10 protein-coding genes are annotated in these 12,129 nt (G+C 62.3%); 6 read left to right on the forward strand and 4 right to left on the reverse strand.

The genetic code is table 11. The features are described 5' to 3' along the window. Positions 1–102: 102 nt before the first annotated feature. The 4 genes from B0W55_RS26205 to edd form a co-directional block, all read right to left on the reverse strand. Positions 103–1,572 carry an ATP-binding protein gene (locus B0W55_RS26205; RefSeq protein ID WP_077048820.1) on the reverse strand — a complete coding sequence of 490 codons (1,470 nt, stop codon included), beginning with the start codon at positions 1,570–1,572 and terminating at the stop codon, positions 103–105. After that, positions 1,562–2,290 (reverse strand): response regulator, encoded by a 729-nt coding sequence (locus tag B0W55_RS26210; RefSeq protein ID WP_077048821.1) that lies wholly within the window; start codon positions 2,288–2,290, stop codon positions 1,562–1,564. The genes B0W55_RS26205 and B0W55_RS26210 overlap by 11 nt, the downstream gene beginning before the upstream one ends. 177 nt (positions 2,291–2,467) lie before the next feature. After that, complete coding sequence (locus tag B0W55_RS26215; protein ID WP_077048822.1) at positions 2,468–3,418, reverse strand: glucokinase; 951 nt, start codon at positions 3,416–3,418, stop codon at positions 2,468–2,470. Then, positions 3,415–5,241 (reverse strand): phosphogluconate dehydratase, encoded by a 1,827-nt coding sequence (edd, locus tag B0W55_RS26220; RefSeq protein ID WP_077048823.1) that lies wholly within the window; start codon positions 5,239–5,241, stop codon positions 3,415–3,417. Before edd ends, B0W55_RS26215 begins: the two co-directional genes overlap by 4 nt. A gap of 219 nt (positions 5,242–5,460) precedes the next feature. Here edd and gap point away from each other — a divergent pair, with 219 nt between their 5' ends. From gap to B0W55_RS26250, 6 genes are all read left to right on the forward strand, one after another. Continuing rightward, positions 5,461–6,462, forward strand: coding sequence for a type I glyceraldehyde-3-phosphate dehydrogenase (gap, locus tag B0W55_RS26225; protein WP_077048824.1), 1,002 nt, complete (start codon positions 5,461–5,463; stop codon positions 6,460–6,462). 37 nt (positions 6,463–6,499) lie between these two features. After that, complete coding sequence (locus B0W55_RS26230; protein WP_077048825.1) at positions 6,500–6,964, forward strand: methylglyoxal synthase; 465 nt, start codon at positions 6,500–6,502, stop codon at positions 6,962–6,964. A 77-nt stretch (positions 6,965–7,041) separates the two neighbouring features. Continuing rightward, positions 7,042–7,560 carry an RNA polymerase sigma factor gene (locus tag B0W55_RS26235; RefSeq protein WP_077048826.1) on the forward strand — a complete coding sequence of 173 codons (519 nt, stop codon included), beginning with the start codon at positions 7,042–7,044 and terminating at the stop codon, positions 7,558–7,560. Between the two features lie 102 nt (positions 7,561–7,662). Next, positions 7,663–8,628 carry a FecR domain-containing protein gene (locus B0W55_RS26240; RefSeq protein WP_077048827.1) on the forward strand — a complete coding sequence of 322 codons (966 nt, stop codon included), beginning with the start codon at positions 7,663–7,665 and terminating at the stop codon, positions 8,626–8,628. Between the two features lie 121 nt (positions 8,629–8,749). After that, positions 8,750–11,341, forward strand: coding sequence for a TonB-dependent receptor (locus tag B0W55_RS26245; protein WP_077048828.1), 2,592 nt, complete (start codon positions 8,750–8,752; stop codon positions 11,339–11,341). Between the two features lie 111 nt (positions 11,342–11,452). Further along, complete coding sequence (locus B0W55_RS26250; protein WP_077048829.1) at positions 11,453–12,061, forward strand: biliverdin-producing heme oxygenase; 609 nt, start codon at positions 11,453–11,455, stop codon at positions 12,059–12,061. Positions 12,062–12,129: the final 68 nt, after the last annotated feature.

The raw sequence follows: 12,129 nt of genomic DNA on the forward strand, positions 1-12,129 counted from the left end.
TCCCGATGGACTGCGCAGCAGTCCTGCTTTTGGGGCTGCTTCGCAGCCCGACGGGAGCAAGCTCCCTCGCCACAGGGCGCATGTCAATTCACAGGCTTGGCGTTAATCGGCGGAGCGCGGCAACTGAAGCGTCACCCTCAACCCACCCTCGCGCAAATTCTGCAAACTCACTTCACCGCCATGGCTATGGGCAATGTTGCGGGCGATCCCCAGCCCCAGGCCATACCCCTGCTGCTGACCAGACAATCGAAAGTGCGGTTCGAACACCTGCTCCAGCCGTTGCTCTGGCACCCCCGGACCTTCGTCGTCGACGTGCAGCACGAACGCCCTGTCATCATCGTCGATGTGCAGGTGCGCGTTCTGGCCGTACTTCAGGGCGTTGTCGATCAGGTTGCCGATGCAACGCTTGAGCGCCAGCGGTTTGCCGGGATAAGCCAGCAACGCCCGACCCTGCTGGGTCACGCGGCCATTGCCGTTGGGTGCCAGGTACGGTTCCACCAGGCAATCGAGCACATGGTTGAGGTCCACCGGCTCGATGTTTTCGTGAATGTCGGTGTCCTTCACACATTGCAGCGCGCCCTTGACCAGCAACTCCAACTCATCCAGATCGCGGCCGAATTTGGCTTGCAGCTTTTCGTCTTCCAGCAGTTCGACCCGCAGCCGCAGGCGGGTGATGGGCGTGCGCAGGTCGTGGGAAATCGCGCTGAACAACTGGCTGCGCTCGGTCAGGTAACGGCTGATGCGCTCGCGCATGGTGTTGAAGGCACGGCCCACTTCCACCACTTCACTGCCGCCGCCCTCCGCCACCGGCTCCACGTCGGCGCCCAGGGACAGGTCCCGCGCCGCCCGTGCCAGGCGCTTGAGCGGCCGGCTCTGCCAATGCACCAGCAGGCCGATGAACAACAGCAAAAAGCCGCTGGTGAGGACGATGAACCACATCTGCTGCGCCGGCAGGCCTTGTTCCTCCAGGCTGGTGTAGGGCTCGGGCAGCAGCGAGGCGATGTACAGCCATTCGCCGGGGGCCATCTGGATCTGCGTCACCAGCACCGGCGGGTTGATCGGCTCCAGGGTCAGTGCGTAGTGCGCCCAGGAGCGCGGCAACTCGTCGAGCTTCAGGCCGCCGTTGAAGATCCGCAGGTCTTCGGGGCTGACGAACGACACCGAAATGTCCGTGTCATGCCCGAGGGCCTGGCGCAGCACTTCGTCCACGGCGGTCATCACCGCCGCCTTGCGCGGGGTGATCGGCAGCACTTCCATGCCCAGGGGCTTGTCGTTGAGCGTCACCACGAACCGCGTGCCGCCCATGCTGCGCAACTGGTCGAGCACCAGCGGGCGATAGGCCACCGGCAGGGAGCGCAAATAGCTGACGCTGGCGGTCATCGAATGGGCGAGGCTGCGGGCACTGGTGACCAGGCCTTCAAGCTGCGTGGCGCGCAGCTGCGACACCCAGATCGCGCTTGACAGCGCCTGGGCGAACAACACCGCCAGCAGGGTCAGCAGCAACATGCGCCCGAGCAGCGAACGCGGTACCGGCACGCGCCGAGCCAGCTTGCGCAAGGACTCAGTGACCATTGCTGGCGGTCACATTGGCTGCCAACTGGTAGCCACTGCCGCGCACGGTGCGGATCAGTCGGGGTGGTTTTTCCGTGTCGCGCAGACGCTGGCGCAAACGGCTGACCGCCATGTCGACGATACGATCGAGGGGCATCAGATCCCGGCCACGGGTGGCATTGCCGATGGTGTCGCGATCGAGGATTTCCTGGGGGTGATCGAGGAACAGCTTCAGCAAGGCGAAATCGGCACCGGACAGAATCACCTCCTCGCCATCGGTGTGAAACAGCCGATGGCTGACCATGTCCAGCCGCCAGTCATCGAAGGCCAACACTTCACTGCCGGAACGCTCCTGACCAAACTGCGCACGGCGCAACAGCGCCTTGATGCGTGCCTGCAGTTCACGGGGGCTGAAAGGTTTGCCCAGGTAATCGTCGGCACCCAGTTCCAGGCCGATGACCCGGTCGGCCTCGTCGGAACTGGCGGTGAGCATGATGATCGGCACCTGGGCGCGACGCGGGTGCTGGCGAATCCAGCGACACAGGCTGAAGCCGTCCTCGTCCGGCAGCATCACGTCGAGAATCACCAGATCGCTGGGCTCATCGTTCAGCGCCTGACGAAAACCGGCGCCATCGGGGGTGGTGCGGACCTGGAAACCGGCACGGGTCAGGTAGGTGTCCAGCAACTCGCGTATCTCTTGATCGTCATCGACCAGCAATATCGACCTGACTGAGCTCACGGGGGCGGCGTCCTTGTGGTTTGAATGGGGCGGATTATGCCTGATGCACCGAAACGGCAAACACCACAAAACAACGGTGGGAGCGGGCTTGCTCGCGAAAGCGGTGTGTTATTCAACACAATTGTCGACTGACACTCCGCTTTCGCGAGCAAGCCCGCTCCCACCTTTGATCCCGTTTCACGCCTGATCGAGCGCCACACCTGCGCCCATCAACCCGGAATATGGCGCCGTCACCAGCCACACCGGGATGCCCCTGAAGTAATCGCTCATGCAGCCCTTGTCGGCGAAGCACCGGGCAAAACCACTCTCGAGGAAAAAATCGGCAAAGCGCGGAATCACCCCACCAACGATGTAAACACCGCCGCGTCCACCGGTGGTCAGCACGTTGTTGCCCGCCACACGGCCGAGCCAGCAGCAAAATTGCTCCAGCACTTCCAGGGCAACCGGGTCACCGGCCAGGCCGGCGGCGGTGATCGACTCCGGGGTATCGAGCACCGGCTCATGCCCATCCACCGCACAGATCGCCCGGTATACCCGGGGCAAACCGCCGCCGCTCAACGCAGTTTCGGCGCTGACATGGCCGATCTCATTGAAGATGTGCTGCCACAGTTGAGTTTCCCGTGGGCTGCTCAGGGGCAGGTCGACGTGACCGCCCTCCCCCGGCATGGCGGCAAAGCGCCCTTCGCCCAGATCGAGCAAGGTGCCCACGCCCAGTCCAGTACCCGGGCCGATCACCACCGCCGGGCGCAACGGCTCCGGCGTGCCTTCGCAGACCACGCGGAATTCGCCGGGCTGCAAACGGGTCATGCCCAGGGCCATGGCCGAGAAGTCATTGACCAGGAGCAAGCGATCCACCTGCAAGGTCTGGCAAAAGCCCTTGCGGCTCAGGCGCCAGTGGTTGTTGGTGAACTTGAATTCATCGCCGCTCACGGGACCGGCCACCGACAGGCACACTGAACCGATCGCGCCCGGCGCCAGGCCCAGGCCGCTCAGGTAGAGACTGATCGCCTCTTCCGGGCTGGCGTGGTCGGCCGTTGCCAGCACCTGGACCGATTCCAGCTGCTGGTTTTTCCACAACGCAAACCGTGCGTTGGTCCCACCGATGTCACCGACCAAAGCCAGTTTCAATTAAGCGTCTCCAGGGCAGAAGTGAAGGCGCTGGCGCCCTGCTCCGCCGAGCTGAAGGCCATGCGCATGAAACCGAACAGCTCGCGACCGGTGCCGATGTTGTTGCCCAACAATCCTTTGGCCGGTTCGCGCGCTGCGAATTCGTCGGCGTCCACCTTAAGCTCCAGGGTGCCTTTGACGCCATCGACGCGGATGATATCGCCCTCCTGCACCCGCGCCAAAGCGCCGCCCACAAAAGCTTCGGGGCTGACGTGAATGGCCGCCGGGATTTTTCCCGACGCGCCGGACATGCGCCCGTCGGTGACCAAGGCCACTTTGAAGCCGCGGTCCTGCAGCACGCCGAGGAACGGCGTCATCTTGTGCAGCTCCGGCATGCCGTTGGAACGCGGGCCCTGGAAGCGCATCACCGCGACGAAATCCTTCTCCAGCAAACCGGCCTTGAACGCGTCAGCCAAATCCTGCTGATCCTGGAACACCATGGCCGGGGCTTCGACGATCTGGTTTTCCAGGGCCACGGCCGAGACTTTCATCACCCCGCGCCCAAGGTTGCCTTCCATCACCCGCAGGCCGCCTTCCGGCGAGAACGCCCGAGCGACCGGGCGCAGGATGCTTTCGTCGAGGCTCTCGGTCACGCCTTCGCGCCAGACCAGTTCGCCATTGTCGAGGAACGGCTCCATGGTGTAGCGGCGCAGGCCATGGCCGAGCACGGTGTTGACGTTTTCGTGGAGCAGGCCGGCGTCCAGCAGTTCGCGGATCAGGAACGACATGCCGCCGGCGGCCTGGAAGTGGTTGATGTCGGCTTTGCCGTTCGGGTAGACGTGGCTCAGGGTCGGCACCACCTCGGAGAGGTCGGCCATGTCCTGCCAGGTCAACTGGATGCCTGCCGCCATGGCAATGGCCGGCATGTGCAGGGTGTGGTTGGTGGAACCACCGGTGGCGTTGAGGGCGACGATGGAGTTGACCAGCGAACGCTCGTCGACGATTTCACCGATCGGCAGGTAGTTGCCGTTCTGCTTGGTCAGACGCGTCACCTGATGCGCCGCTTCCCGGGTCAGGGCCTCACGCAGCGGCGTGTTCGGGTTGACGAAGGACGCGCCCGGCAAGTGCAGGCCCATGACTTCCATCAGCAACTGGTTGGTGTTGGCGGTGCCGTAGAAGGTGCAGGTGCCGGGGCTGTGGTAGGAATTCATTTCCGATTCCAGCAGCTCTTCGCGGCTGGCCTTGCCTTCGGCGTAGCGCTGGCGCACATCGGCTTTCTGCTTGTTGGAAATGCCCGAGACCATCGGCCCGCCCGGCACGAAGATCATCGGCAGATGACCGAAACGCAACGCGCCCATCATCAGGCCCGGGACGATCTTGTCGCAGATGCCCAGCATCAGCGCGCCGTCGAACATGTTGTGGGACAGGGCCACGGCGGTGGACAGCGCGATCACTTCACGGCTGGGCAGGCTCAGTTCCATGCCTGGCTCGCCCTGGGTCACGCCATCGCACATGGCCGGGGTGCCACCGGCGAACTGGCCGACCGATCCGATCTCGCGCAGGGCCTTTTTGATCTGCTCAGGGAAGACTTCATACGGCTGGTGCGCCGAGAGCATGTCGTTATATGACGAAACAATTGCGATGTTGGCGGAGTTCATCATCCGCAGGCTGTGCTTGTCGTCGCTGCCGCAACCGGCCACGCCGTGGGCGAAGTTGGCGCATTGCAGCTTACCGCGCATCGGACCGTCGCTGGCCGCACCGCGAATCAGTGCAAGGTAAGCCTCACGCGTGGCGCGACTGCGGGCGATAAGCCGTTCGGTGACCTCAAGGACGCGGGGATGCATGTGTAGAACTCCAGGCTAACGGATGTGGCGACCTGATTGTCTATGCTGATCAAACACCGATGTCGATGGGATGACGGACGGTTTTTTGATCGGTTGGACCAGTTGATTCAGGTCACTCGTTGTAGATTGAACAAAATATTGCCATCAAAAAGGCTTGTTTTCTATTTTTTTGCGAATAATCTTGTAATTCCAACAACAAAACGACGGTAGCGCTGATTTATGACTCTTCGAATCGCAATCAATGGTTTTGGCCGCATCGGCCGTAATGTCCTTCGCGCACTTTATACCCAGGGCTACCGTCAGGATCTGCAAATCGTCGCCATCAACGACCTTGGCGACAGTGCGATCAATGCGCACTTGCTCAAATACGACACTGTTCACGGCACGTTCGATGCCGATGTCCAGCACGATCAGGAAAGCCTGACCGTCAATGGCGACCGCATTGCGGTCAGCGCCATCCGCAATCCGGCCGACCTGCCATGGGCTGCGGAAAAGATCGACGTGGTGTTCGAATGCACCGGCCTGTTCACCGACCGCGCCAAAGCCGCCGCGCATATCACCGCCGGCGCCCGCAAAGTGATTATCTCGGCCCCGGCCAAAGGCGCCGACGCCACCGTTGTGTACGGGGTCAACCACGACATTCTGCGCCAGTCGCACCAGATCATCTCCAACGCTTCGTGCACCACCAACTGCCTGGCCCCGGTGGCCCAGGTGCTGCACCGCGAACTGGGTATCGAGAGTGGCCTGATGACCACCATCCACGCCTACACCAATGATCAGAACCTGACCGACGTCTACCACACCGACCCGTACCGCGCCCGCTCCGCCACCCAGAACATGATCCCTAGCAAGACCGGCGCCGCCGAAGCCGTCGGCCTGGTGCTGCCGGAACTGGCGGGCAAGCTGACCGGCATGGCAGTGCGCGTACCGGTGATCAATGTGTCGCTGGTGGACCTGACCGTGCAGCTGAAAAAGGAAGCAAGCGCCGAAGAGGTCAACGAACTGCTCAAGCACGCCAGCCAGCACTCGAAGATCCTCGGCTACAACACGCTGCCGCTGGTTTCCAGCGACTTCAACCACAACCCGCTGTCGTCGATCTTCGACGCCAACCACACCAAATCCAGCGGCAAGCTGCTCAAGGTGCTGGCCTGGTACGACAACGAATGGGGCTTCTCCAACCGCATGCTGGATAACTGCCTGGCGTTGTGTAACGCAGAATAAACCTGCGCCTGTCGCCAATCGCCTGTGGAACACCCCCATGATCGGTATCAGCTTCACGCAAAAGACCATGGCGGCGCGCAAGCGTATCGCCCTGGTCGCCCATGACCATTGCAAGGCGTTTTTGCTGGACTGGGCCGAACGCCAGAAAGACCGGCTCACCCAACATGAACTGGTCGCCACCGGCACCACGGGTTTGTTATTGCAACAACGTCTGGACCTGCCCGTGGAAAGCATGATCAGTGGCCCCCTGGGGGGTGACCAACAGCTCGGCGCGCGGATCGCCGAGCAACGGGTCGACATGCTGGTGTTCTTCTGGGACCCGTTCGAGCCGCAGCCCCACGACCCGGACATCAAGGCACTGTTGCGGGTCGCGGCGGTGTGGAACATCCCGGTGGCCACCAACGAATGCACCGCTGACTACCTGCTGAGCAGTCCGTTGATGGATCAGGCGCACTCGCACCGCATTCCGGATTACGCGACGTATCTGCAGGGTCGTGTGTAAGCCTTCACAAATCAGGACTTGACCAGCAAGGTGGATGATAAGCATTATCATTTGCTCGAAATGGATCAGGTCCTCCCGTGAGTCAATCGCGCTTCAACGACGTCTTCATCAACCAGCGAATCTCTCTGCTGCGCACGCTGGAGCGGATGGTCAACAATCACAGCACCGCCGAGGACCTCCTGCAGGAGACCTACCTGCGGGTCACCCGCGCGCTCAGCGAGCGGGCCATCGATCACCTCGAACCCTTCGTTTTCCAGACCGCCCGCAACCTGGCCCTGGACCATTTGCGTGCGCGGCGCATTCACTCGCGCACCATGGTCGACGACGTGCCGCCGGATGTGGTCGAAAGCGTCGCCGCCCCCGCCAGCAGCGCCGAGGATGCAGCCCACGCCGAACAACTGCTCGAGCGATTGAACGTGCGCCTCAGCCAACTCAGTGCCCGTCAGCAGCAAATCTTCATCCTCAGTCGCCTGCACGGTCACAGCTATCTGGAGATCGCCGAAAAACTCGGCGTCTCGCTCAGTACCGTGCAGAAGGAACTGAAATTGATCATGACGATCTGCATGGGCGTAGCTGAGCGGGTGAACGGCCACTGAGCCCCCCGTGCCTCGACGGCATTGTTCATCAGGGCTACCCTTGCCCCTCTTTTGCGCTTCACTCATAAAACAGCCGTGCACAGACACTGCCGAGGAAACACCGTGACGGACACCCACCGCTCCCCTTCGCCCTCGCTGGCGCAGGACACTGCCGAGGCGATGGACCAGGCCCTGGACTGGCTGATCGTGCTGGACAGCCCGAGCGAAGAACAGACCCGCCAATTCCACCACTGGCTCGCCGCCGACCCGGCCCACGCCGATGCGTTCGCGCGGGCGCAGGCGGTATGGAACGGTCCGCAGGTCAGCCAATGCGCGCAAAACCTGGCGTCGCGTCCTGCCAAAGTCACGCTGTTGTCACGCCTGCGCCCGCATTGGAAACCCTTGGCCACCGCCGCCGTGCTGATCCTCGGTCTGTTCAGTTTCAGCAATCTGCCGCTGCGCCTGCAGGCCGATCACCTGACGGTCGTGGGCGAACGCCAGCGCCTGCAACTGGAGGACGGCTCAAAGGTGCTGCTCAACACCAATTCGGCGTTTTCCAGCACCATCAATGATCGGCAGCGGGTGGCTCGCCTGTATCAGGGCGAGGCGTTTTTCGAGGTGCAGCCCCATCGCGGGCAGCCGCTGGAGATCGACGCCGGGCCGGTGACCGCCAGTGTCCGCGATACCGCATTTGCCGTGCGTTACCTCGATGGCGTGGCCCAGGTTCGAGTGCAACGAGGGGATGTTGACCTGCGCACCACCGGTGACGACAAGCGGGTGCGCCTGACGGCGGGCGAAAGCATCCGCATCGGCCCCAACGGTTTCGATCGTCCGGCCAAGCTCGACGCCACCACCGACCTGGCGTGGGTCCAGGGTCGACTGGTGTTCGAAAACTGCCCGTTGAGCCAGGTGCTGGCAGAACTGCGTCGCTACTACCCGGGCTGGATCATCAACAACAACGAGCAACTGGCGAATGTTGCCGTGACCGGAAATTATCGCCTCGACCAGCCACTGGACGTGGTCCGTTCGCTGGCCCACATCACCTCGGCCAAGCTCATGGAATACCCGGCGCTGGTCATTTTGAACTGAATGAGCATTATTTTTACTCGATAGCAGAGCGTCGTACGTCTCGTTATAGCCAATGCAATTGATTCGCATCCTCGATGCCAATCAGCACCTATAAAGATTCGTGCGACACGGAGCGCTATCGATGTCCTCTCGCCTCACCCGCCAGTCCCCTTCACCTTCACGCGTATTGTCGCTGCTGACCGCCGCCATTCTGATGGCCGGCACAGCCCCGCTCATGGCCGCCACAGCAGCTGAACAGCCAAGCCGAAACAGGGGCGATTACGCATTCGCCATTCCCCAGCAGTCCCTGGTATCGGCGCTCAATGCGTTTTCCAGCGTGACAGGCTGGCAAGTGGGTTACTCGGCCGAACTGGCACAAGGCATGGACTCACCTGGCGTGCGCGGCTCACTGGCGCCGGAAAAAGCCCTGGATCGCCTGTTGGTGGGGACCGACCTGAGCTATCGCAAACTGGGCAGCAACAACATTGTGCTGGAACGCCGCACCAGCGCCGGTACCCTGAACCTGCAGCAAGTGACCATCAGCGCCACCCGTAACGAACAGGACGTCAACAGCGTACCCAGCACCGTCAGCGTTCACACCCGCGAAGAGCTGGACCGCCACAACGTCAACACCATCAAGGAACTGGTGCGTTACGAACCCGGCGTTTCGGTGGGCGGTGCCGGTACCCGTGGCGGGATCAGCGGCTACAACATCCGCGGCATCGACGGTAATCGCGTACTGACCCAGATCGATGGCGTGGAAATCCCCAACGGTTTCTTCAACGGCCCTTACGCCAAGACCCAGCGCAACTATGTCGACCCGGAAATCATCAAACGCGTCGAGATCCTCCGCGGGCCGGCTTCGGTGCTCTACGGCAGCAACGCCATTGGCGGTGCGGTCAGCTACTTCACACTCGACCCTGATGACATCATCAAGCCCGGCCAGGATGTCGGCGCCCGCCTGAAAACCGGCTACAGCTCCGCCGACGACAGCTGGCTCAAATCCGCCACCGTCGCCGGCCGTGCCGACCAGTTCGACGGCCTGCTGCATTACAGCCAGCGCGACGGTCACGAGACCGAATCCTTCGGCAGCAACAACAGCACCGGCCTGACCCGCACCGCCGCCAACCCGGAAGACGTACGCACCAGCAACGTGCTGGCCAAGGTTGGCTGGAACTACAAGGACGACGCACGCCTGGGCCTGGTCTACGAGAAGTACAAGGACGACCGCGACACCGATCAGAAAAGCGCCTATGGCGGCCCGTTCAACGCAGGTGCCCCCACCCTCCCTGCCAGCGTACTGCCCGGCGGCATGTACCAGTGGCGCACCGGTAACGACACCATTACCCGCGAACGGTTTGGCCTGGAGCACAGTTTCGCCCTCGACAGCCTGCTGGCGGACAACGTCAAGTGGAGCCTGAACCACCAGATCGCCAAGACCGACGAAAGTACTGCCGAGTTTTACTTCCCGATCACCCGTCAGGTGCTGCGTACCCGGGACACGGTCTACGAAGAAAAGCAGTGGGTATTCGACGCGCAACTGGACAAGGGTTTCAGCGTCGGTGACACCGAACACCTGCTGACCTACGGCACCACCATCAAGCAACAGAAAGTCACCGGCTCACGAAGTGGTAACGGGACCTGCCTGGCGGTCGGTCGCGGCTGCACCGCCATCGGCGCGATCAGTACTACGGACGTGCTGAAAAAATCCAGCGACTTCCCCGACCCGACCATCAATACCTACAGCATCTTCGCCCAGGACCAGATCAGCTGGAACGACTGGACCTTCCTGCCGGGCCTGCGCTACGACTACACCCAGCTCAAGCCGGACGTCACCCAGGCGTTTCTCAACACGGTCTCCGCCGATGGTCGCGGCACCGTCAGCGACGACAACAAGACCTGGCACAAAGTCTCGCCCAAATTCGGCCTGACCTACGCCTTCAACGACCACTACACCTGGTACGGGCAATACGCCGAAGGCTTCCGCACGCCGACCGCGAAGGCACTGTACGGACGCTTCGAAAACACCGCGACCGGCTATCGCGTGGAACCCAATCCGGACCTGGAACCGGAAAAAAGCCAGAGCTACGAGACCGGCCTGCGCGGCAATTTCGAGCAGGGCTCCTTCGACGTGGCGGTGTTCTATAACAAGTACCGCGACTTCATCAACGAAGACGCCGTGACCCCGGGCTATGACCAACCGACTTTCCAGAGCGCCAACATCAAGCACGCCACCATCAAGGGCGCGGAGGTCAAAGGCCGCCTGAACCTCGACGCCTTTGGCGCGCCGCAGGGCCTCTACACCCAGGCCTCGGTGGCTTATGCCTACGGTCGCAACAACGACAACGGCGAGCCGATCAACAGCGTCAACCCGCTGACCGGCGTGTTCGGCCTGGGTTACGACCAGGACAACTACGGCGGCCTGCTCAGCTGGACCCTGGTCAAGCGCAAGGATCGCGTCGACGACAGCAACTTCAAGTCCCCGGACGGCGTCAGCAGCCAGTTCAAGACCCCTGGCTTCGGGGTGATGGACCTGAGCGCCTGGTACAGGGTGACCAACGACGTAACCCTCAGCGGCGGCGTCTACAACCTGACCGACAAGAAGTACTGGCTGTGGGATGACGTGCGCGGTTACGACAGCGTGGGTGAGGCCTCGGTGACGCAACCGGCCAACCTTGATCGACTGACCCAACCGGGCCGCAATTTCGCCGTCAATCTGATCTGGGATATCTGACTGCGCCCCCTTGCTGTGCGACTCGATGAAGTCGCGCAGCAGGATTTTTTACTGTCCGGCGTCAGTTCATTCGTCTCGTTACCAGGTACTTCTCTTTCTCAAGGATCTTCAATGACCACTCAGGACACGGCTCAACGCCCGGCCTTGCGCTCGCAACGCCTGAACCAGATCACCCACGAACCCCACTGCAAACTCGACGCACTGGTCAAAGCCCACGCCCCCTTTGAAACCCTGGGCAGTTTCGCCCGTTTCGTGGTGGCGCAGTACCTGTTCCAGTCGGAATTGGTGGCGCTGTACAACGACGCCGAACTGACGGCCATCGTCCCGGACTTGCCGGCTCGTTGCCGCGCCGAGGCCGCCAAGGCAGACCTGGCGGATCTGGACACCGAAGTACCCGCACCTGTGGCCGGAGCACTCGGCAACCCGAGCAAGGCTCAAGCCCTGGGCTGGTTGTTCGTCTCGGAAGGGTCCAAGCTGGGCGCAGCGTTCCTGATCAAGCGCGCCGTCGGACTGGGCCTGAGCGAAAACTTCGGCGCCCGCCACCTCGGCGAACCCGCCGGCGGCCGCGCCCAAGGCTGGAAAACCTTCGTCAAAACCCTCGATGAACTGGAGCTCAGTACAGCGCAGGAGGCCGAACTGGACCAAGGCGCCATCGACGCCTTCAACCGCTTCACCGTGTTGCTGGAACAGGCTTACGCCACCGCCCCGGAAATTGCCTGACACACCACGGACCCTGTGGGAGCGGGCTTGCTCGCCAAAGCGGTGTGTCAGTCGCCATCCATGTTGCC

The sequence above is a fragment of the Pseudomonas sp. KK4 genome, from assembly GCF_001984065.1.
Classification (GTDB): Bacteria; Pseudomonadota; Gammaproteobacteria; order Pseudomonadales; family Pseudomonadaceae; genus Aquipseudomonas.

What these genes read in the sequence shown, in the direction of transcription:
- B0W55_RS26205 (WP_077048820.1), bottom strand. Translation starts at nt 1,572, where the DNA reads ATGGTCACTGAGTCCTTGCGCAAGCTGGCTCGGCGCGTGCCGGTACCG.
- edd (WP_077048823.1), bottom strand. Translation starts at nt 5,241, where the DNA reads ATGCATCCCCGCGTCCTTGAGGTCACCGAACGGCTTATCGCCCGCAGT.
- gap (WP_077048824.1), top strand. Translation starts at nt 5,461, where the DNA reads ATGACTCTTCGAATCGCAATCAATGGTTTTGGCCGCATCGGCCGTAAT.
- B0W55_RS26230 (WP_077048825.1), top strand. Translation starts at nt 6,500, where the DNA reads ATGATCGGTATCAGCTTCACGCAAAAGACCATGGCGGCGCGCAAGCGT.
- B0W55_RS26245 (WP_077048828.1), top strand. Translation starts at nt 8,750, where the DNA reads ATGTCCTCTCGCCTCACCCGCCAGTCCCCTTCACCTTCACGCGTATTG.
- B0W55_RS26250 (WP_077048829.1), top strand. Translation starts at nt 11,453, where the DNA reads ATGACCACTCAGGACACGGCTCAACGCCCGGCCTTGCGCTCGCAACGC.